Annotated in this window: 17 protein-coding genes; 10 read left to right on the forward strand and 7 right to left on the reverse strand. The window is 70.8% G+C overall.

Annotated elements, in window-relative coordinates:
* Positions 1-15: 15 nt before the first annotated feature.
* From RNB18_RS11110 to RNB18_RS11125, 4 genes are read left to right on the forward strand one after another with little or no spacing between them, the layout of a single operon-like run.
* Positions 16-774, forward strand: coding sequence for an enoyl-CoA hydratase family protein (locus RNB18_RS11110; protein WP_311713947.1), 759 nt, complete (start codon positions 16-18; stop codon positions 772-774).
* Positions 771-1,586: a CoA transferase subunit A gene (locus RNB18_RS11115; protein WP_311713948.1), complete on the forward strand. Its 816-nt coding sequence runs from the start codon at positions 771-773 to the stop codon at positions 1,584-1,586. The genes RNB18_RS11110 and RNB18_RS11115 overlap by 4 nt, the downstream gene beginning before the upstream one ends.
* A complete protein-coding gene (locus tag RNB18_RS11120; protein ID WP_311713949.1) occupies positions 1,583-2,299 on the forward strand; it encodes a CoA-transferase subunit beta in 717 nt (238 codons plus the stop codon). Before RNB18_RS11115 ends, RNB18_RS11120 begins: the two co-directional genes overlap by 4 nt.
* On the forward strand, positions 2,299-3,348 hold the full coding sequence (locus RNB18_RS11125; protein ID WP_311713950.1) for an NAD(P)H-dependent flavin oxidoreductase: 1,050 nt from the start codon (positions 2,299-2,301) through the stop codon (positions 3,346-3,348). The genes RNB18_RS11120 and RNB18_RS11125 overlap by 1 nt, the downstream gene beginning before the upstream one ends.
* Here the strand turns inward: RNB18_RS11125 and RNB18_RS11130 are convergent.
* From RNB18_RS11130 to RNB18_RS11140, 3 genes are read right to left on the reverse strand one after another with little or no spacing between them, the layout of a single operon-like run.
* Positions 3,332-4,489: an acetyl-CoA C-acetyltransferase gene (locus RNB18_RS11130; RefSeq protein WP_306982932.1), complete on the reverse strand. Its 1,158-nt coding sequence runs from the start codon at positions 4,487-4,489 to the stop codon at positions 3,332-3,334. The two genes, RNB18_RS11125 and RNB18_RS11130, sit on opposite strands and share 17 nt — an antisense overlap.
* 23 nt (positions 4,490-4,512) lie before the next feature.
* Entirely contained in the window at positions 4,513-5,136 is a 624-nt protein-coding gene (locus tag RNB18_RS11135) for a TetR/AcrR family transcriptional regulator (RefSeq protein WP_057618451.1), read from the reverse strand.
* A 15-nt stretch (positions 5,137-5,151) separates the two neighbouring features.
* The gene (locus RNB18_RS11140) at positions 5,152-5,946 is read right to left on the reverse strand and encodes an SDR family oxidoreductase (RefSeq protein ID WP_311713951.1); all 795 of its coding nucleotides are present in this window, start codon (positions 5,944-5,946) and stop codon (positions 5,152-5,154) included.
* A 48-nt stretch (positions 5,947-5,994) separates the two neighbouring features.
* Here RNB18_RS11140 and RNB18_RS11145 point away from each other — a divergent pair, with 48 nt between their 5' ends.
* Together RNB18_RS11145 and RNB18_RS11150 are read left to right on the forward strand one after the other, a co-directional pair.
* Positions 5,995-7,134: an acyl-CoA dehydrogenase family protein gene (locus RNB18_RS11145; protein WP_311713952.1), complete on the forward strand. Its 1,140-nt coding sequence runs from the start codon at positions 5,995-5,997 to the stop codon at positions 7,132-7,134.
* The gene (locus RNB18_RS11150; protein ID WP_311713953.1) at positions 7,134-8,090 is read left to right on the forward strand and encodes an acyl-CoA dehydrogenase family protein; all 957 of its coding nucleotides are present in this window, start codon (positions 7,134-7,136) and stop codon (positions 8,088-8,090) included. The genes RNB18_RS11145 and RNB18_RS11150 overlap by 1 nt, the downstream gene beginning before the upstream one ends.
* Here the strand turns inward: RNB18_RS11150 and qcrB are convergent.
* On the reverse strand, positions 8,068-9,705 hold the full coding sequence (gene qcrB, locus RNB18_RS11155) for a cytochrome bc1 complex cytochrome b subunit (protein ID WP_311713954.1): 1,638 nt from the start codon (positions 9,703-9,705) through the stop codon (positions 8,068-8,070). The genes RNB18_RS11150 and qcrB overlap by 23 nt on opposite strands.
* Positions 9,706-9,885: 180 nt before the next feature.
* Between qcrB and RNB18_RS11160 the strand changes: the two genes are divergently transcribed.
* Both RNB18_RS11160 and RNB18_RS11165 read left to right on the forward strand, forming a co-directional pair.
* The gene (locus RNB18_RS11160; protein ID WP_311713955.1) at positions 9,886-10,803 is read left to right on the forward strand and encodes a rhomboid family intramembrane serine protease; all 918 of its coding nucleotides are present in this window, start codon (positions 9,886-9,888) and stop codon (positions 10,801-10,803) included.
* Positions 10,800-11,750, forward strand: coding sequence for a chitosanase (locus tag RNB18_RS11165; protein WP_311713956.1), 951 nt, complete (start codon positions 10,800-10,802; stop codon positions 11,748-11,750). Before RNB18_RS11160 ends, RNB18_RS11165 begins: the two co-directional genes overlap by 4 nt.
* A gap of 104 nt (positions 11,751-11,854) precedes the next feature.
* On the opposite strand, the gene RNB18_RS11170 is transcribed toward RNB18_RS11165, so the two are convergent.
* From RNB18_RS11170 to RNB18_RS11180, 3 genes are all read right to left on the reverse strand, one after another.
* Positions 11,855-13,315 carry a glutamate synthase subunit beta gene (locus RNB18_RS11170; protein ID WP_311713957.1) on the reverse strand — a complete coding sequence of 487 codons (1,461 nt, stop codon included), beginning with the start codon at positions 13,313-13,315 and terminating at the stop codon, positions 11,855-11,857.
* Entirely contained in the window at positions 13,308-17,906 is a 4,599-nt protein-coding gene (gene gltB / locus RNB18_RS11175; protein ID WP_311713958.1) for a glutamate synthase large subunit, read from the reverse strand. Before gltB ends, RNB18_RS11170 begins: the two co-directional genes overlap by 8 nt.
* 378 nt (positions 17,907-18,284) lie before the next feature.
* Positions 18,285-19,016, reverse strand: a complete 732-nt coding sequence (locus tag RNB18_RS11180) for a VIT1/CCC1 transporter family protein (protein ID WP_311713959.1) — start codon at positions 19,014-19,016, stop codon at positions 18,285-18,287.
* Positions 19,017-19,291: 275 nt separating this feature from the next.
* Between RNB18_RS11180 and RNB18_RS11185 the strand changes: the two genes are divergently transcribed.
* Entirely contained in the window at positions 19,292-20,392 is a 1,101-nt protein-coding gene (locus tag RNB18_RS11185; protein ID WP_311713960.1) for an ADP-ribosylglycohydrolase family protein, read from the forward strand.
* Complete coding sequence (locus tag RNB18_RS11190) at positions 20,389-21,738, forward strand: ADP-ribosylglycohydrolase family protein (protein ID WP_311713961.1); 1,350 nt, start codon at positions 20,389-20,391, stop codon at positions 21,736-21,738. Before RNB18_RS11185 ends, RNB18_RS11190 begins: the two co-directional genes overlap by 4 nt.
* Positions 21,739-21,741 lie beyond the last annotated feature (3 nt).

Consider the following 21,741-nt stretch of genomic DNA (forward strand, 5'->3'; position numbering starts at 1 on the left):
GTAGCTGATGCTTCCATGGGTGTCTCCACCTCGCCCCCGGAAAAGGGGCCGGAAAAGGACGGGATCACCGTCGTCACGGTCGACTTCCCGCCGGTGAACGCCCTGCCGGTGGACGGCTGGTTCGCCCTGGCCGACGCGGTGCGCGCAGCCGGCCGGGACCCTCGGGTGCGGTGCGTGGTGCTGGCGGCGAAGGGACGCGGGTTCAACGCCGGGGTGGACATCAAGGAACTCCAGGCGCGAGGCCCCGGAGCACTGGTCGGCGCCAACCGCGGCTGTTTCGAGGCCTTTTCGGCGGTGTACGAGTGCGAGGTGCCCGTCGTCGCGGCCGTGCGGGGATTCTGCCTGGGCGGCGGCATCGGGCTCGTGGGCAACGCGGACGTCGTGGTGGCGAGCGAGGACGCCGTCTTCGGGCTGCCCGAGCTGGACCGCGGCGCGCTGGGCGCGGCCACCCATCTGTCCCGGCTGGTCCCGCAGCATCTGATGCGCGCCCTGTACTACACCTCGCGCACGGTGACGGCGGCCGAGCTGCACACGCACGGATCGGTGTGGAGGGTGGTGCCGGGCGAGGAACTCACCGACGCAGCACTGGAGTTGGCCCGCGAGATCGCCGCCAAGGACGGGGAGCTGCTGCGTCTGGCCAAGGCCGCCATCAACGGCATCGACCCCGTCGACGTCCGCCGCAGCTACCGCTTCGAGCAGGGTTTCACCTTCGAGGCGAGCGTCAGCGGGGTCGCGGACCGGGTCCGGGACCGGTTCGGGAAGGAAGAGGCATGACCGACAAGACGATGACCGCCGACGAGGCCGTCTCCCGCCTGCGCAGCGGCATGACCCTCGGCATCGGCGGCTGGGGATCCCGCCGCAAACCCATGGCCCTGGTCCGCGCGTTGCTGCGCTCCGAGGTCACCGACCTGACGATCGTGGCGTACGGCGGCCCCGAGGTCGGCATGCTCGCCGCCGCCGGACGGATTCGGAAACTGGTCGCCGCCTTCGTCACGCTCGACTCGATCCCCCTGGAACCGCACTACCGCGCGGCCCGCGAGGCCGGTGCCTTCGAGCTCATGGAGATCGACGAGGCGATGTTCATGTGGGGCCTGCACGCGGCCGCGAACCGGCTGCCGTTCCTGCCGGTGCGGGCCGGGCTCGGCTCGGACGTCATGCGGGTCAACCCGGGCCTCAGGACGGTGACTTCGCCGTACGACGACGGGGAGACGTTCGTCGCGGTGCCCGCCCTGCGCCTGGACGCGGCCCTGGTCCACGTCAACCGTGCCGACCGGCTGGGCAACGGGCAGTACCTGGGTCCCGACCCCTACTTCGACGACCTCTTCTGCGAGGCGGCGGACGCGGCCTACCTGTCGTGCGAACGGGTCGTCGACACCGCGGAGTTGACGAAGGAGGCGGCTCCGCAGTCGCTGCTGATCGGACGGCACACGGTGACGGGGGTCGTGGAAGCCCCGAACGGCGCCCACTTCACGTCCTGCGCGCCCGACTACGCCCGGGACGAGGCCGCCCAGCGGGAGTACGCGACCACCCCCTGGCCGGAGTTCGCCGAGCGCTACCTCGCATCCTCCGAAGGGGCCGGCTCATGACCGTCACCCGTGCCGAGTACTGCGTGATCGCCTGCGCCGAGGCCTGGCGGGGCGACGGCGAGGTGCTGGCGAGCCCGATGGGTCTGATCCCGTCCGTCGGCGCCCGGCTCGCCCGGCGGACGTTCTCCCCCGACCTCCTCATGACCGACGGCGAGGCCCTGCTCGTGGGCGTCGACGGCACCGTCGAGGGCTGGCTGCCCTACCGCCGGCATCTCGCCCTGGTCACCGGCGGCCGCAGGCACGTGATGATGGGCGCGAGCCAGATCGACCGGTACGGCAACCAGAACATCTCGTGCATCGGCGACTGGGCGCGGCCCAAGCGGCAGTTGCTCGGGGTGCGGGGAGCACCGGTCAACACCCTCAACAACCCGACCAGTTACTGGGTGCCGAGGCACTCCCGGCGGGTCTTCGTGGAGAAGGTCGACATGGTGTGCGGGGTGGGGTACGACCATGCGGACGGCGCCCCCTATCACCGGATCCCCCGGGTCGTCTCCGACCTGGGTGTCTTCGACTTCGCGACGCCGGACCACTCGATGCGGCTGGCGTCGGTGCATCCGGGGGTCACCGTGGCACAGGTGCGGGAGGCCACCGGGTTCGATCTGGTGGTGCCGGACGAGGTGCCGTACACGCGCGAACCGACCGAGCGGGAGCTGCGGTTGATCCGTGAGGTGATCGATCCGCAGAACGCCCGGTCCAGGGAGGTCGGCGCCTGATGGAGACCGCACTCACCCGGCTGGTGGGTGTCCGCCGTCCGATCGTGCAGACCGGGATGGGGTGGGTGGCGGGCCCGCGCCTGGTCTCCGCCACGGCGAACGCGGGCGCGCTCGGCATCCTGGCCTCCGCGACCATGACGGTCGACCGGCTCCGGGATGCCGTACGGGAGGTGAAGTCCCGTACGGACGCCCCCTTCGGGGTCAATCTGCGGGCCGACGCGGCGGACGCCGGTGACCGGGTGCGCGTGATCGTCGACGAAGGGGTGCGGGTGGCGTCCTTCGCCCTCGCGCCCTCCGCCGAGCTGATCGGCGCGCTGAAGGAGGCTGGGGTGGTCGTGATCCCGTCCGTCGGGGCCCGGCGGCATGCCGAGAAGGTCGCTGCCTGGGGCGCGGACGCGGTGATCGTGCAGGGCGGCGAGGGCGGCGGGCACACCGGGGAGGTGGCGACGACGGTCCTGCTGCCGCAGGTGGTGGACGCGGTGGACATCCCCGTCGTGGCGGCGGGGGGCTTCTTCGACGGGCGGGGTCTGGTCGCGGCGCTGGCGTACGGGGCGGCAGGCGTCGCCATGGGCACCCGTTTCCTGCTCACCTCGGACTCGACGGTGCCGGACGCGGTGAAGGCGCGCTATCTGGCGGCGACGGTCAAGGACGTGACGGTGACCCGGGCGGTCGACGGGCTCCCCCACCGCATGCTGCGCACGGACCTGGTGGAGTCCCTGGAGACAACGAGCCGTGCACGCACCCTGCTGCGCGCCGGCCGGCACGCCGCCGCCTTCCGCAGGCTCTCCGGCCTGACCTGGCGGCAGCTGGTCCACGACGGTCTCGCGATGCGCCACGGCAAGGACCTCACCTGGAGCCAGGTCCTGCTCGCCGCCAACACGCCCATGCTGCTCAGGTCGGCGATGGTGGACGGCCGTACGGATCTCGGAGTCATGGCCTCCGGGCAGGTCGCCGGGGTGATCGACGACCTGCCCTCGTGCGCGGAACTGGTGGAGCGGATCATGAAGGAGGCGCAGGAAATCCTGACCGGCCTCACAGCCTCTCGATGATCGTCACGTTCGCCTGCCCCCCGCCCTCGCACATGGTTTGGAGGCCGAACCGGCCGCCCGTGCGCTCCAGTTCGTGCAGCAGGGTCGTCATCAGCTTCACTCCTGTCGCCCCCAGCGGATGCCCGAGGGCGATCGCGCCGCCGTTGACGTTGACCTTCTGCGGGTCCGCGCCCGTCTCCTTCAGCCAGGCCAGGACCACCGGGGCGAAGGCCTCGTTGATCTCGACGAGGTCGATGTCGTCGATGGTGAGGCCGGTCTTCTTCAGGGCGTGGGCGGTGGCCGGTATGGGGGCGGTGAGCATCCGGATGGGGTCCTCGCCGCGTACGGAGAGGTGGTGCACGCGCGCGCGTGGCGTGAGGCCGTGTTCGCGCACCGCCCGCTCCGAGGCCAGCAGCATGGCCGCCGCCCCGTCGGAGACCTGCGAGGAGCAGGCCGCGGTGATGGTGCCGCCCTCGATCACCGGCTTCAGGCCGGCCATCTTCTCCAACGACGTGTCCCGGCGCGGGCCCTCGTCGACCGCGACCTCGCCGTAGGCCACCGTCTCGCGCTCGAAGCGGCCCTCATCGATGGCCCGCAGGGCCCGCCGGTGGGACCGGAGCGCGAACTCCTCCTGGTCCTCGCGGCTGATCCCCCACTTCCCGGCGATCATCTCGGCACCGACGAACTGGTTCACCGCCCGGTCCCCGTACCGTGCCCGCCACCCCTCACTGCCCGCGAAGGGCCCCTGGGTCAGCCCGAGCGGCTCGGCGGCCTGCCGGGTCGCGAAGGCGATCGGGATCATCGACATGTTCTGCACCCCGCCGGCGACGACGAGGTCCTGCGTCCCGGACAGCACGCCCTGCGCGGCGAAGTGCACGGCCTGCTGCGAGGACCCGCACTGCCGGTCCACGGTCACCCCGGGCACCTCCTCGGGCAGCCCGGCGGCGAGCCACGACGTCCGTGCGATGTCCCCGGCCTGCGGCCCGACCGCGTCCAGACAGCCGAAGACGACATCCTCCACGGCGGCCGGATCGACCCCCGCCCGCTCCACCAGCGCGACCAGCACCCGCGCTCCCAGATCGGCCGGGTGGACCCCGCTCAGTCCTCCCCCGCGCCGCCCGACGGGCGTACGGACCGCTTCGACGATGTAGGCCTCGGCCATGTCAACTCCCTCGGATGAAAGGGCTATTCGCGTACGGCGATCCCGTCCAGCACCATCGACAGGTACTGCCGGGCGATCTCCTCCGGGCTGTGCTGTCCGCCGGGCCGGTACCAGGACGCGGCGACCCACACGGTGTCGCGCACGAACCGGTAGGTCAGCCGTACGTCGAGGTCGGCCCGGAACACCTCGGCCGCGACCCCGCGTTCCAGCGTGGACAGCCAGGCCTTTTCGAACCTGCGCTGCGACTCGGCGAGGAACGCGAACCGCTCCTGCGCCACCAGCTGCTTGCTCTCCTTCTGGTAGATCGCGACGGCCGCGCGGTGCCGGTCGATCTCCCGGAACGACTCGGTGACCAGGGCCTCCAGCGTCTCGCGCGGGTCGAGTTCGGCGCCCAGGACGGCGTCGTAGCCGCCCCAGAGCTCGTCGAGGAAGGTCCGCAGGATCTCCTCCAGCATCGATTCCTTGGAGTCGAAGTGGTAGTAGAGACTGCCCGCGAGCATGCCCGCGTGGTCCGCGATCTTGCGTACGGTCGTGGCGTTGTAGCCCTGTTCGGCGAAGACCTCGGCGGCGGTGTCGAGGAGTTCGCGGCGGCGCGCGGGCGCTGCGGCGCTCACCTGGGGCTTCTTCTTGGTCGGCTTGGTCGGCACGGTGTCATTGTCGTCCTATGCGTGCTGGCTGCTGACGGCGACGACCTCGCCGGTCATGTACGAGGAGTAGCCGGACGCCAGGAACACGATCACGTTGGCCACCTCCCAGGGCTCGGCGTACCGCCCGAAGGCCTCGCGCGCGGTCAGTTCCTCCAGCAGCTCGGCCGAGGTCACCTTCACCAGGTGCGGGTGCATGGCGAGGCTCGGTGCCACGGCGTTGACGCGTACGCCGTACTCGGCGGCCTCCAGCGCCGCGCAGCGGGTCAGCGCCATCACGCCGGCCTTCGCGGCGGCGTAGTGCGCCTGTCCGGCCTGGGCGCGCCAGCCGACGACGGAGGCGTTGTTGACGATCACGCCGCCGGAGTCCCTCGCGTCGCGCATCAGCCGCAGGGCCGCCCGGGTGCACCGGAAGGTGCCGTTCAGGGTGATGTCCAGGACGCGGGTCCACTGCTCGTCGGTCATGTCGACGAGGGCTGAGGTGCCGCCGAGGCCGGCGTTGTTGACGACGACGTCGAGTCGGCCGTGCTCCCGCAGGGCCGCGTCGAACAGCGCCTGGACCTGCGCCTCGTCCGTCACGTCACAGGGCAGCGCGGCGACCCGCTCGGGCCCGAACTCCCCGGCCAGCTCGGCGCCGTACTCCTTGAGCCGTCGTGCGTGCGCGTCGCTGATCAGGACGCGCGCGCCCTCCTCCAGGAAGCGGCGCGCGGTCGCCCCGCCGATGCCCGCGCCGGCCGCGGCGGTGATGACGGCGGTGCGCCCCTTCAGCAGCCCGTGCCCCGGTTCGTACACCGGACTCTCGACGCCTGTCATGGCGCCACGCTAACCTACCAAACACTTGTTAGGGAAGGACGGGTGTCCATGGATCTGGCGTTCACGCAGGAGGACGAGGCCTTCCGCGCCGAGGCCCGCTCATGGCTGCACGCGCATGTGCCCGCCTCCCCGCTCCCCTCCCTGGAGACCGAGGAGGGCTTCGCGGCCCATCGCGCGTGGGAGGCGGAACTCGCCGCGGACCGCTGGTCGGTGGTCAACTGGCCGGCGGCGTACGGCGGCCGGGACGCGGGGATCGTCCGCTGGCTGGTCTTCGAGGAGGAGTACTACGCGGCCGGGGCACCCGGACGCGTCAACCAGAACGGCGTCAGCCTCCTCGCCCCGACCCTCTTCGACCACGGCACCCAGGAGCAGCGGGACCGGGTCCTGCCGTCCATGGCCACCGGGCGGACGGTCTGGGCGCAGGCCTGGTCGGAGCCGGAGGCGGGCTCGGATCTGGCCTCCCTGAGGGCGAAGGGGGTGCGCACGGAAGGCGGTTGGCTGCTCAGCGGCCAGAAGACCTGGTCCTCCCGAGCCGCCTTCGCGGACCGCGCCTTCGGACTCTTCCGCACCGACCCCGACACGCCGAAACCCCACCAGGGCCTGACCTACCTGATGTTCGACCTGCGCGCCCCCGGTGTCACCGTCCGCCCGATCCGCCGCCTCGACGGGAAACCGGCCTTCGCCGAGCTCTTCCTGGACGAGGTGTTCGTGCCGGACGAGGACGTCATCGGCGAGCCCGGCCGGGGCTGGCGGATCGCGATGTCGACGGCGGGCAACGAACGGGGCCTGATGCTGCGCTCACCGGGCCGCTTCCTGGCCGCCGCCGACCGCCTGTACGACCTCTGGCAGTCCCAGGGCAGCCCCCAGGCCACCCGGACCCGTGTCGCGGACGCCCTGATCGGCGCCCGCGCCTATCAGCTCTTCACCTACGCGGCCGCCTCCCGCTTCCTGGAGGGCGAGACACTCGGCCCGGAGTCCAGCCTGAACAAGGTCTTCTGGTCCGAGTACGACATCGCCCTCACCGAGACGGCCCTCGATCTCCTGGGTGAGGAGGGCGAGATGGCCGACACGGACTGGTCCGAGCGGTACGTCTTCTCCCTCGCCGGCCCCATCTACGCCGGCACGAACGAGATCCAGCGCGACATCATCGCCGAGCGCCTGCTGGGCCTGCCGAAGGGCCGCCGCTGATGCGTTTCCTTCTCGACGCCGAGCAACGGGAGTTCACGGCCTCCCTGGACGCGATGCTGACGGCCGCGGACACGCCCTCCGTCGTACGGGACTGGAGCCGAGGGGACCATGCGAGCGGGCGCGCGCTGTGGCGCCGTATCGCCGAGGCGGGGGTGTTCGCGCTGGCGGTACCGGAGGCCTACGAGGGGCTGGGCCCGCGTCCCGTGGAACTCGTTCTGGCCTTCGTGGAGTTGGGGCGGCACGCGGTACCGGGCCCCTTGGTGGAGACGGTGGTGGCGGCGACGCTGCTCACCGAACCGGGCCCGGCGAAGCGACTGCTCCCGGCGCTGTCCGCAGGCGAGACGATGGCCACGGTCGCCCGCGACCACGGCTACGCCCTGGACGGTGAAGCGGCCGGCATCCGTCTCTCCCTGACGGCCGACGGGCTGCGCCTGGCCCCCGGCCACGGCCCTGTGTGCCCCTCGCTCGACCCCGCCCGGCGCCTCACCCCCTTGGACCCCGGCGGCGAACTCCTCGCCACCGACCCGCCCCTGGCCCCCGCCCTCCTCCTGGCCCGCCTCACCACCGCCGCACAGGCCCTGGGCGTCGGTCTCGCGCTGCTCGACAGAACCGTCGAGCACGTCAAGCAGCGCACCCAGTTCGGCGTCCCCATCGGTTCCTTCCAGGCCGTCGGACACCAACTCGCCGACGCGAAGATCGCGTTGGAGTTCGCCCGCCCCCTCGTCCTGGGCGCCGCCCTGACGATGACCGAGGAAGACGTCGCCGCCGCCAAGGTCACCGCGTGCGAGGCCGCGTACGCCACCGCGCGTACCGCGCTCCAGCTCCACGGCGCGATCGGGTACACCGCGGAGTACGACCTGTCCCTGTGGCTCACCAAGGCCCGCGCCCTGCGCACCGCCTGGGGCAGTCCCGACGAGTGCCGCGACACCGTCCTCAGTGGTGGTCGCCGCTGGTGATCTCGCGATACTCCTTCGCCGTCGGCTTGTCGATCCGCGTGTCGGGCCCGAACATCGCCCGCGCGAGCCCGGCCCGCACCCGCTGGGAACGCCTGACCGGCCGCCGCACCCCGTTGGCGTCGACCAGCGGCCCGATCTCGTACGGCGGTTCCTGCTCGTGCTGCGTGAGGGTGTGAAGCTGCTCCTGCGGGAGGGGGTCGTGGACCTCGACGTACTCGCCGTGCGGGAGCCGCCGGACGGTGCCGGTCTCGCGGCCGTGCAGCACCTTGTCCCGGTCCCGGCGCTGCAGCCCGAGACAGATCCGCTTGGTGACGACGAAGGCGAGCACCGGCACCACGAACACGGACACCCGCACGAACCAGGTGATCGCGTTGATCGACAGATGCAGATGCGTGGCCACGATGTCGTTGCCGCCGCCGATCAGCAGCACCACGTACAGGCTCAGCCAGGCGACGCCCAGCCCCGTGCGGACGGGCACGTTGCGCGGCCGGTCCAGGATGTGGTGCTCGCGTTTGTCGCCGGTGATCCACGCCTCGACGAAGGGGTAGACCCCGAGCGCCACCAGGATCAGCGGGAAGAGGGAGAAGGGGATGAAGACACCGGGCTCCAGGGTGTGGCCCCAGAAGTTGATCTCCCATCCCGGCATCACCCGGATCAGCCCCTCGGAGAAGCCCAGGTACCAGTCGGGCTGGGCGCCGGTGGTGACCAGCTGCGGGCTGTACGGTCCGAACGCCCACACGGGGTTGATCTGGGCGAGGCCGCCCATGAGCGCCAGCACGCCGAAGGTCAGGAAGAAGAAGCCGCCCGCCTTGGCCATGTAGACCGGCAGGAAGGGCATGCCGACCACGGACTTGTTGTCGCGGCCGGGCCCCGGGTACTGGGTGTGCTTGTGGTAGAAGACCAGGATCAGATGGGCGACCACCAGGCCGAGCATGATCCCGGGCAGCACGAGCACATGGATCGGGAAGAGCCTGGGGATGATGTCGTGCCCCGGGAACTCCCCGCCGAACAGGAAGAACGACAGATACGTCCCGACGATCGGGACGGACAGGATCGCCCCGTCGGCGAACCGGATGCCGGTGCCGGACAGCAGGTCGTCGGGGAGGGAGTAGCCGGTCAGGCCGGTGATGATGCCGAGGAACAGCAGGGTCCAGCCGAACACCCAGTTGAGCTCGCGCGGCTTGCGGAAGGCGCCGGTGAAGAACACCCGCATCATGTGCACGAGCATGCCGGTGACGAAGACCAGCGCCGCCCAGTGGTGGATCTGCCGGATCAGCAGTCCGCCGCGCACGTCGAAGCTGATGTCGAGGGTGGACTCGTAGGCTCTGGTCATCACCACGCCGTTGAGGGGCTCGTAGGAGCCGTGGTAGACGACCTCGACCCCGCTGGGCTCGAAGAACAGGGTGAGATAGACGCCCGTGAGGATCAGGATGAGGAAGCTGTAGAGACAGATCTCGCCCAGCATGAACGACCAGTGGTCCGGAAAGACCTTGCGCATGTTGGCCTTGGCGAGCGCGTACAGGCCCAGCCGTCCGTCGGCCCAGTCGGCGAGCTTCTCGCCCTTTCCGGCCGCTCCGCCACGAGTGCCCTTGTTCACCGAACGTGCGCCGTCCATGAGTCGTCGCCTCCCCGTCGGATCATCCTCAGGGTGGCACGACGCGTGGGTGATGCCAACGGGGCGGGCAACCTCCTGAACCCGACCCCTCCGCTCTTCCCACTCACCTGCGTTCGCTATTTTGTTCGCCGCCGTCCCCACCGGCTCGATCATCACCCCTGTCACTCCGAGGAGCCGGCCGTGGACCCCGAATCCGCCGTCACCACCTGCTATCGCCATCCGGCGGTGGAGTCCCATGTCCGCTGCGCCCGCTGCGAGCGGTACATCTGCCCGGACTGCATGCGGGAGGCGGCCGTGGGCCACCAGTGCCCGGAGTGTGTGCGGGAGGGGGCCCGGTCGGTGCGGCAGGCCCGGACCGCGTTCGGCGGGCGGATCACCGCCGTCCCCCTGGTGACGTACGTCCTCATCGGCCTCAACGTGCTCGCCTACGTCGGCGAGCTGGTGCGCCCGGCGATCGTGGACCGCTTCGAGATGCTGGGCGCCGGGCTCGTGGGTTCGGACGGCGGCCACTACGTGTGGCAGGACACCTACCCCTCCGACTTCCACGCCGTAGGTGTCGTCGACGGCGAGTGGTACCGCCTGCTGACCAGCGCGTTCCTCCATCTGCCGCCCACCGAGGGCACGTTCGGGATCCTGCACATCGTGATGAACATGGTGTCGCTGTGGAACATCGGCCGGGTCGTCGAGGCCCAGCTCGGCCGTCTCCGGTACGTCGTCCTCTATCTGCTGTCCGCGCTCGGCGGCTCGGTCCTCGTGCTGCTGATCGCGCCCGGCGACCCCACGCTCGGCGCCTCCGGCGCGATCTTCGGGCTCGGCGCCGCGTACTACGTGATGGCCCGCCGCCTCGGCGCCGACATGGCCGCCGTCAACCGTTTCATGGCCGGCCTGCTGCTGTGGCTGCTGATCTCCGCGGGGCTGACGTCCTGGCAGGGCCACCTCGGCGGCCTGCTCGCCGGAGCCGTCGTCACGCTCGCCTACGCCTACGCACCCCGGGACAGCCGTCGTGCCCTGGTGCAGGCTGGAGCCTGTGCCGTACTGCTGGTGGTGCTCCTGGTGTCTGCCTGGGCCAAGGTCGCCGAACTGACGGGAGCGCAGTGAAAGGCCCCCGCCTGCTGCTCCTCGCGGCCGTCCCCGTGGTCGCCACGGCGTCGGTCTACCTCTTCGCGCCCGAGGACTCCGGCGCGGGAGGGGCGGGCCCCGACCTCTCCTCGGCCTACCGTTCCCAGGCGGCCCAGGACGCCGAGGGCGCCCAAGGTGCCAAAGCCTGGGCCGAGCGGTCCGGGAGGGCAGGGAGGGCAGGGAGCGCGGCGGACGTAGCGGTCGTCGCCGACCTGCCGCCGGGCCTGGCCGCCCCTGCCAAGAAGGAGCTCGCCCAGCAGCTGGTCGCCAGCGCCGAGAACTCCACCCTCGACTGGCGCAGCGCCTACGCCTACATCGAGGACATCGGCGACGGCCAGGGTTACACGGCCGGCATCATCGGCTTCTGCACCGGCACCAACGACCTGCTCACCCTCGTCGAGGGCTACACGAAGGCCCACCCCGGCAACGGTCTCGCGAAGTACCTCCCCGCGCTGCGCGCGGTCGACGGCACGGACTCCCACGAAGGCCTCGACCCCGGCTTCACGGCCGCCTGGAAGGCGGAGGCCCGGGTCCCGGCCTTCCAGCAGGCCCAGGACACGGCACGTGACCGCGTCTACTTCGACCCCGCGGTGCGCCTCGCCAAACTCGACGGCCTCGGCACCCTCGGCCAGTTCGTCTACTACGACGCGATGGTCTTCCACGGCCCCGGCACCGACCCCACCAGCTTCTACGGCCTGCGCGAACGCGCCCTCCAGAAGTCCGACAGCCCGACCGAGGGCGGCTCGGAGAAGGCCTACCTGGACACCTTCCTCGACCTCCGCGAGGACGCCATGCGCACCCGCGACGCGGAGATCGACACCACCCGCGTGGACACCGCGCAACGACGCTTCCTGGACGAGGGGAACCTGGACCTGAGGACACCGCTGGAGTGGCAGGTGTACGGGGAGACGTTCCGGGTGCCGTAGGAGAGCATGCGACGGCGCCTGCCCTGTGGTCCGGTCGGGGACGTGGGGGGCAGGCGCCGTCAGTGTTCCGTACGCCTTTGTACGGGACGTCTATTCGGGTGTGATCACACCATCAGCGAGCGGTCCGTCGGACGGATCGGCGCGGGCAGTTCACTCGCACCGGTCAGGAAGCGGTCGCAGCCGCGGGCGGCCGAGCGGCCCTCCGCGATCGCCCACACGATGAGCGACTGGCCGCGGCCGGCGTCACCGGCGACGAAGACACCCGGCACGTTGGTCTGGAAGTCGGCGTCGCGGGCGATGTTGCCGCGCTCGTCGAGGTCCAGGCCGAACTGCTCGACCAGGCCGTTCTCCCGGTCGGTGCCGGTGAAGCCCATCGCGAGGGTGACCAGCTGGGCGGGGATCTTGCGCTCCGTGCCCGGCTTCGGGGTCAGCTTGCCCTCGATGAACTCGACCTCGGTGAGGTGCAGCCACTGGACGTTGCCGTCCTCGTCGCCCTCGAAGTGGGTCGTCGAGACGGAGTAGACCCGCTCGCCGCCCTCCTCGTGCGCGGAGGTGACCTTGTAGAGCATCGGGAAGGTCGGCCACGGCTGGTGCGGGGCACGGTCCTCGCCCGGCTGCGGCATGATCTCCAGCTGGGTGACCGAGGCCGCGCCCTGGCGGTGGGCGGTGCCCACGCAGTCGGCGCCGGTGTCGCCGCCGCCGATGACGATGACGTGCTTGCCCTCGGCCGTGATGGGGGGCGCCACGTAGTCGCCCTCCTGCACCTTGTTGGCCAGCGGCAGGTACTCCATGGCCTGGTGGATGCCCTTGAGCTCGCGGCCGGGGACCGGCAGGTCACGGGCGGTCGTGGCACCGGCGGCGATGACGATCGCGTCGTAGCGCTTCTTCAGGTCGGTCGCCCTGAGGTCGCGACCGATCTCGATGCCGGTACGGAAGCGGGTGCCCTCCGCGCGCATCTGCTCGATACGGCGGTTGATGTGCCGCTTCTCCATCTTGAACTCGGGGATGCCGTACCGGAGAAGGCCTCCGATGCGGTCCGCGCGCTCGTAGACGGCGACGGTGTGACCGGCCCGGGTGAGCTGCTGGGCGGCGGCGAGACCGGCGGGGCCCGACCCGATGACCGCGACGGTCTTGCCGGACAGGCGCTCCGGGGCCTGCGGCTCGACATCACCGCTGTCCCACGCCTTGTCGATGATCGAGACCTCGACGTTCTTGATGGTCACGGCCGGCTGGTTGATGCCGAGCACACACGCCGACTCACAGGGAGCGGGGCACAGGCGACCGGTGAACTCCGGGAAGTTGTTGGTCGCGTGCAGACGCTCGGAGGCGGCGGACCAGTCCTCGCGGTAGGCGAAGTCGTTCCACTCGGGGATGAGGTTCCCGAGCGGACAGCCGTTGTGACAGAACGGGATGCCGCAGTCCATGCAGCGGCTGGCCTGCTTGCTGATGATCGGCAGCAGGGAGCCGGGGACGTAGACCTCGTTCCAGTCCTTCAGACGTACGTCGACCGGGCGGGACTTGGCGACCTCACGGCCGTGGTTCAGGAAGCCCTTCGGGTCAGCCATTGATCGCCGCCTCCATCATCTTCTCGGTGATCTCGGACTCGGAGAGTCCCGCCTGCTCGGCGGCGTCCTTGGCGGCGAGCACTGCCTTGTACGTGCTGGGGATGATCTTGCTGAAGCGCTCGACGGCGGTGTCCCACTCGGCGAGCAGCTTCTCGGCGACCGTGGAGGCGGTCTCCTCCTGGTGGCGGCGCACCACGTCGTGCAGCCACTGCTTGTCGGCGTCGTCGAGTGCTTCCACGGCGCCCGCGTTGCCGACGTTGACGTTGTCGGGGTCGAGGTCGATCACGTAGGCGACACCGCCGGACATGCCGGCCGCGAAGTTGCGGCCCGTCTCGCCGAGGACCACCGCGTGACCGCCGGTCATGTACTCGCAGCCGTGGTCGCCCACGCCCTCCGAGACCACCAGCGCGCCGGAGTTGCGGACGCAGAACCGCTCGCCCGAACGACCGCGCAGGAACAGCTCGCCACCGGTCGCGCCGTAGGCGATGGTGTTGCCCGCGATCGTCGAGAACTCGGCGAGGTGGTCGGCACCCCGGTCCGGGCGCACGATCACCCGGCCACCGGAGAGGCCCTTGCCGACGTAGTCGTTGGCGTCGCCCTCCAGGCGGAGCGTGACACCGCGCGGCAGGAAGGCGCCGAAGGACTGGCCGGCGGAGCCCGTGAAGGTGATGTCGATGGTGTCTTCGGGCAGGCCCGCGCCACCGAACTTCTTCGTCACCTCGTGGCCGAGCATGGTGCCGACCGTGCGGTTGATGTTGCGGATCGAGACCTGGGCGCGCACCGGCTGGGCGTCGGTCGCCGAGTCGGCGGCCAGGGCGTCGGCGGCGAGCTTGATGAGCTCGTTGTCGAGCGCCTTCTCCAGGCCGTGGTCCTGCTCGATGACCTGGTGCAGCGCCGCACCCTCGGGCAGCTCGGGCACGTAGAAGAGCGGGGCCAGGTCCAGGCCCTGCGCCTTCCAGTGGTTGACGGCCCGCTCGACGTCGAGGCTCTCGGCGTGACCGACGGCCTCCTCGATGGAGCGGAAGCCCAGCTCGGCCAGGATCTCGCGGACCTCTTCGGCGATGAACTTGAAGAAGTTCACGACGTACTCGGCCTTGCCGGTGAACCGGTCGCGGAGCACCGGGTTCTGGGTGGCGATGCCGACCGGGCAGGTGTCCAGGTGGCAGACGCGCATCATGACGCAGCCGGAGACGACGAGCGGCGCGGTCGCGAAACCGAACTCCTCGGCGCCGAGCAGCGCGGCGATGACGACGTCACGGCCGGTCTTGAGCTGACCGTCGGTCTGCACGACGATCCGGTCGCGCAGGCCGTTGAGCAGCAGGGTCTGCTGGGTCTCGGCGAGACCGAGCTCCCAGGGGCCGCCCGCGTGCTTCAGGGAGGTCAGCGGGGAGGCACCGGTGCCACCGTCGTGACCGGAGATCAGGACGACGTCCGCGTGCGCCTTGGACACACCCGCCGCGACCGTGCCGACACCGACCTCGGAGACCAGCTTCACGTGAATCCGCGCCTGCGGGTTCGCGTTCTTCAGGTCGTGGATCAGCTGGGCCAGGTCCTCGATGGAGTAGATGTCGTGGTGCGGCGGCGGGGAGATCAGGCCCACGCCCGGGGTGCTGTGCCGGGTCTTGGCGACCCACGGGTACACCTTGTGGCCGGGCAGCTGGCCGCCCTCGCCGGGCTTGGCGCCCTGGGCCATCTTGATCTGGATGTCGTCCGCGTTGACCAGGTACTCGGAGGTCACACCGAAGCGGCCGGAGGCGACCTGCTTGATGCTGGACCGGCGCGCCGGGTCGTACAGCCGGTCCGCGTCCTCGCCGCCCTCACCGGTGTTGGACTTGCCGCCCAGCTGGTTCATGGCGATGGCGAGGGTCTCGTGCGCCTCCTTGGAGATGGAGCCGTACGACATGGCGCCGGTGGAGAAGCGCTTGACGATCTCGGAGACCGGCTCGACCTCGTCGACGGAGATCGGCTGACGGTCCGACTTGAAGCCGAACAGGCCGCGGAGCGTCATCAGGCGCTCGGACTGCTCGTTCACGCGGTCCGTGTACTTCTTGAAGATGTCGTAGCGGTTCGCGCGCGTCGAGTGCTGGAGGCGGAAGACCGTCTCCGGGTCGAACAGGTGCGGCTCGCCCTCACGGCGCCACTGGTACTCGCCGCCTATCTCGAGGGCGCGGTGCGCGGGCGCGATGCCGGAGGCGGGGTACGCCTTGGCGTGCCGGGCCGCGACCTCCTTGGCGATGACGTCGATGCCGACGCCGCCGATCTTGGAGGCCGTACCGCTGAAGTACTTCTGGACGAAGCCCTCTTCGAGACCCACGGCCTCGAAGACCTGGGCGCCGCGGTAGGAGGCGACGGTCGAGATGCCCATCTTCGACATGACCTTCAGTACGCCCTTGCCCAGGGCGTAGATCAGGTTGCGGATGGCCTGCTCAGGCTCCAGACCGTTCAGGAAGGTGCCCGCGCGCAGGAGGTCCTCGACGGACTCCATGGCGAGGTACGGGTTCACGGCCGCGGCGCCGAAGCCGATCAGCAGGGCGACGTGGTGGACCTCGCGGACGTCACCGGCCTCGACCAGCAGGCCCACCTGGGTGCGCTGCTTGGTGCGGATGAGGTGGTGGTGGACGGCCGCGGTGAGCAGCAGCGACGGGATCGGCGCGTGCTCGGCGTCCGAGTGGCGGTCGGAGAGGACGATCAGCCGGGCGCCGTTGTCGATGGCGGCGTCGGCCTCGGCGCAGATCTCCTCGATGCGCGCGGCGAGGGAGTCGCCACCGCCGGAGACCCGGTACAGGCCGGACAGGGTCGCGGCCTTGAAGCCGGGCATGTCGCCGTCGGCGTTGATGTGGATGAGCTTGGCCAGCTCGTCGTTGTCGATCACCGGGAAGGGCAGCACGACGGAGCGGCAGGAGGCGGCGCTCGGGTCGAGCAGGTTGCCCTGCGGGCCCAGCGAGGAGCGCAGCGAGGTGACGAGCTCCTCGCGGATCGCGTCCAGCGGCGGGTTGGTGACCTGCGCGAACAGCTGGGTGAAGTAGTCGAAGAGCAGGCGCGGTCGCTCGCTCAGCGCGGCGATCGGCGAGTCCGTACCCATCGAACCGATCGGCTCGGCAGCGGCCTTGGCCATCGGCGCGAGGAGGACGCGCAGCTCTTCCTCGGTGTAGCCGAAGGTCTGCTGGCGGCGGGTGACCGAGGCGTGGGTGTGCACGATGTGCTCGCGCTCGGGCAGGTCGCTGAGCTCGATCTCGCCGGCCTCCAGCCACTCCGCGTACGGCTGCTCGGCGGCGAGGCCGGCCTTGATCTCGTCGTCCTCGATGATGCGGTGCTCGACGGTGTCGACGAGGAACATCCTGCCGGGCTGGAGACGGCCCTTGCGGACGACCTTGGCGGGGTCGATGTCGAGGACGCCGACCTCGGAGCCGAGGACGACGAGGCCGTCGTCGGTGACCCAGTAGCGGCCGGGGCGAAGGCCGTTGCGGTCGAGGACCGCGCCGACCTGCTTTCCGTCGGTGAAGGTGACACAGGCCGGACCGTCCCAGGGCTCCATCAGGTTGGAGTGGAACTGGTAGAAGGCGCGGCGGACCGACTCCATGGAGTCGTGGTTCTCCCACGCCTCCGGGATCATCATCAGCACGGAGTGCGGCAGCGAACGGCCGCCCAGGTGCAGGAGTTCGAGCACCTCGTCGAAGGACGCCGAGTCGGAGGCGTCCGGCGTACAGATCGGGAAGACGCGCTCGAGGGCCTTCTCGTCGTTGCCGAAGAGGTCCGAGACCAGCTGGGACTCGCGGGCCGCCATCCAGTTGCGGTTGCCCTTGACGGTGTTGATCTCACCGTTGTGCGCGACGAAGCGGTACGGGTGCGCGAGCGGCCACGACGGGAAGGTGTTCGTGGAGAACCGGGAGTGCACGAGCGCGATCGCGGAGGCGAAGCGGCGGTCTGACAGGTCCGGGAAGAAGGGCTCCAGCTGGCCGGTGGTCAGCATGCCCTTGTAGACGATCGTGCGCGCGGACAGCGACGGGAAGTAGACGTCGACCTCGCGCTCGGCGCGCTTGCGCAGCACAAAGGCCTTGCGGTCGAGGTCGATGCCCTCCGACGAGCCGTCGCCGACGAAGATCTGGTGGAACGCCGGCATCGTCGAGCGGGCGGTGGCGCCGAGCAGCTCCGGGGCGACCGGGACCTCGCGCCAGCCGAGGACGGTGAGGCCCTCCTCGGCGGCGATCGTCTCGATGCGCGAGACGGCGTCCTCGACGCCGTCCTCCGGCAGGAAGGCGATACCGACCGCGTACGCACCGGCCGCAGGCAGCTCGAAGCCGGCGACCTCACGGAAGAAGGCGTCCGGAACCTGGGACAGGATGCCCGCGCCGTCGCCCGAGTCGGGCTCGGAGCCGGTGGCACCGCGGTGCTCCAGGTTGCGCAGAACCGTGAGCGCCTGCTCGACCAGCGCATGGCTCGCCTCGCCGGTGAGGGTGGCCACGAATCCGACGCCACAGGCGTCCTTTTCGTTGCGGGGGTCGTACATACCCTGCGCAGCAGGGCGAGCATCCATGAAGGACCACTTCTGGCCACTCGTGGAGTGCTGGGACGGCTGGCGCGGCGTACGCATCGGCTCTCCCGTCGTCGTCAATTGGCATATTCAGCTTGCCGAGGGACGACGTTGGCCCTCTGCGTAAGTGCAAAATTTCGTGCAGGTTACATGATGGAGCGGATCTCGGGAACCGGATACTCCGTTCCAACATGCGGACGCCACGGCGTGCGAGGGGGGTGTCGCACACGTGGCTTGAAGTATGTGGGGACCGAGCCGGACCGATCGGTCAGATCGTCGTCCGTCGGCCCAGGGGCGGTGAAGGCGTCGTCGCCGACCCCGCGGGTGCGCCGCAAGCGTCATTGCCCGCAGCGCTTACGGCTCATGCCCAGTGGTTAAGCATTCGAAACCAGCGAGTAACGGCTACTTATGCGGCCCATCGCATAAGTAGCAGCCGATCTATCCTACGGCCGTTCCGAACAAACTGCCCAGGGCGTACGTCACACCGGCCGCCGCCCCTCCCAGAGCGAGCTGCCGGAGTCCGCTGTACCACCAGGTTCGCGCGGTCACCCTGGCCACGACGGCACCGCACGCGAACAGCCCGACGAGAGCGAGCAGCAGGGCGGGCCACAGGGCGGTCGCCCCGAGCAGATACGGCAGTACGGGCAGCAGGGCACCCAGGGCGAAGGACCCGAAACTGGACACGGCGGCGACGAGCGGCGAGGGCAGGTCGCTCGGGTCGATCCCCAGCTCCTCACGGGCGTGGATCTCCAGGGCCTGCTCGGGATCCCTCGACAACTGGCGCGCGACCTCGCGCGCCAGCTCGGGCTCGACACCCCGTCCCTCGTACAGGGCCGCGAGTTCGGCCTCCTCGTCCTGGGGATGCTTCCGCAGCTCCCGGCGCTCCACATCCAGCTCGGCCTCGACCAGCTCGCGCTGGGAGGCGACGGAGGTGTACTCACCGGCGGCCATGGAGAAGGCACCGGCGGCGAGCCCCGCGAGTCCGGTCAGCACGATGGTGTTCTGGCCGACGGCCCCACCGGCGACTCCGGTCATCAGCGCGAGGTTGGAGACCAGTCCGTCCATGGCACCGAAGACGGCGGGCCTGAGCCACCCGCCGTTCACGTCCCGGTGCGTGTGGTTGTCCCGGTGCGCCTCGTGCAGTGGCGCCTCGATGTCGATGATGGCCATTCCGGTCCCCCAGGGAAGCTAAGCCAAAGCTAACTTTGGACACGTTCTAATTCTTAACAACACACACAGTACGACGGCCCATTCCCGCCCGCCAGCAAGGAAAGGCTCGGCTAACCTGCGACTTTGCCTTCGAATGCGCAGACGATCGGATCACCGCTCAGATGTCGACCGGGTGATGCTGAGGCTTCGGAGGCTCAGGTCAACCGCCGATGGTGGGACACATGCGCAAAGGGTTCCGCGCCCCATGAGGAACCCCCTCTGGGAGAGGAACGCGTATGGCATCGATCGCCTGCATTCCCTCGGTCCCGGCACCCGAGGACGCCGCCGAACTCCGCGAGCGGGCCCGCGGCGCCCTGCTGGGCCTGGCGGTCGGGGACGCCCTGGGAGCCCCCGCCGAGAACATGAAGCCGTCGGAGATCCGCGCCCGCTGGGGCCGTATCGAGGGCTATGTGCTGGACGAGCCGGCCGGCACGGACGACACCGAGTACGCGATCTTCTCCGGCCTGCTCCTCGCCCGGCACGGCTCGGCCCTCACGCCGTCCCATGTGGAGGCGGCCTGGCACGAGTGGATCGCGGACCGCGACGAGGGCCCGTTCCGGGGCGCGGGCTTCAGCGAGCGCGGCACGCTGGAGAACCTGCGCCGCGGCCTGGCGGCCCCCATCTCGGCCCAGCACCGGCACGCCTGGAGTGACGGCCTGGCCATGCGGGCGGCCCCCTTCGGGGTCTTCGCAGCGGGCCGCCCCGCGGAGGCGGCCCGCCTGGTGGCGATCGACGGCTCGGTGAGCCACGACGGCGAGGGCATCTACGGCGGCCAGGCGGTGGCGGCGGGAGTGGCGGCGGCGATGACGGGCGCCCCCACCGTCGTCGTCGTCGCGTCCGCACTGGCGGTGATCCCGCACGACAGCTGGACAGCCCGGTCCCTGCGCCGAGCCGTGGCCGTGGCGCACCGGGGCGAAAGAGCGGTCCGCTCCGCGGTGGTGATCGGCGGCTACCCGTGGACCGACCTGGCCCCGGAGGCGGTGGCCCTGGCCTTCGGCGCGTACGCGGCGGCCGACGGCGACTTCCGCGAGGCGGTCCTGACAGCGGTGAACATGGGGAGAGACGCGGACACGACGGCGGCGGTGGCGGGGGCCCTGGCGGGCGCGACGAGGGGAGCGTCGGCGATCCCGGCGGACTGGGCCTCGGCGATCGGCCCGGCGAGCGGCAGCTGCCTCCCTTCCATGGCAGGCCATCACGTACTGGACGTGGCGGAGCTGCTGGTGCCGGGCGAGGACAAGAAATGGGCCACGACCGGCCTCACCCGGCAACCATGGCCACCTCCGGACCCGGACGCCTTCACCCTGGCGGCGGACGGCGACGCGGGAGCGGACCAATGAGGCCGCCGGGACCATGGGCGGAGGCCCCGGACCCCACGTCCACACGGAACGGCCCCGGCACGACGGCCCCACCGACCACCTCCGGCTCCGCCGAACCCACTCCCACGGCGAAGCCGCTCCAACCCGCGGCCGCCGACGGCGAGTTCGCCCCACCGGGGCCACCCGCACCCGACCACGAAAGCCGCACGGGTGGTGCGGGTGGGAACAAGAAGGCCGAAGGCGAAGCCGAGGCCGCGAGACGCACCGAAGGGCTCCTCCTCGGCCTGGCCGCAGGCGACGCCGCCGGCTGGCCCGCCGCCCGCCACAGAGCCGCCCGCATGCCCGACTGGACCCGCCGCCTCACCCGCGAGCTCGACACCTTCGCCGAACAGAACGCCACCACCACCCTCCCCGTCCCCATCGCCCTCAACCAACCCCCCGAACCCCTCCGCCTCGGCCCCTCCGACGACGCCGAATGGGCGGCCTTCACCGCAGAAGCCCTCCTCAAGGCAGGCGACGGCACCGCCCTCGGCAACCTGACACGAGAACGCCGTACGAGAGCCGCCATCGACCTCACCTGGAACGCCCTCGCCGCCGAAGTGGCCGCTGCGGCGCATCGCGCCCCCGAGATCGAGTCCGCCGTTATCCCCCTCCGCGCCCGTATCTCCGTAAGAGCCGGGCTCGGCAACCTCGCCACCGGACTCCGTCCCCCCGCCACCGGCCACGACAACCCGCACTACTTCGACGACGCGGCCTGCGTCAGAGCCTGTGTCCTCGCCGTCGCCCACCCCGGCAACCCCCGACTCGCCGCGGACCTGGCCGAGTTCGACGCCCGCTACACCCAGGACGGAGACGGCGTACACGGAGCACGAGCGATGGCCGCGGCCGTCTCCCTGGCCCTGATCGGCACCCCCGTGGAGGCCTGCGTGGCAGCCGCCCTCACCGAACTCCCCGGGGAGACGGAGATCGGCCGCAACGCCCGCCACGCCCTGCACCTCGCCCGGTCCGCCGACAGCGCCTTCGCCCTGATCCCCGCCCTGGAACACGAGATCGTCGACCACGTCTACAGCTACGGCATCGCGGCCGCCGAAACCGTCCCCGTGGCCCTGGCTCTGGCCGGCGCCGCACAGGGCCGTATCGCCGAGGCGATCCCGGCCGCGGCCTGCCTCTCCCGAGTCGCCGACTCGGCCCCCGCTCTGGTGGGCGCGCTGACCGGGGCGCTGGGCGGCGCCGGCGCGATCCCCGCCACCTGGCGGAACACCTGCCGGAAACTCTCCGGCTGCGCCCTCCCCCGCCTCACCGGCACGGACCTCGTAGAACTCGCCGACCTCCTGGTAGCCGCACAACCGCCCCTCCCAGGAGGATGATTC

Origin of the sequence: Streptomyces doebereineriae, assembly GCF_031845645.1 — a bacterium.
Taxonomy (GTDB): Bacteria; Actinomycetota; Actinomycetes; order Streptomycetales; family Streptomycetaceae; genus Streptomyces; species Streptomyces canus.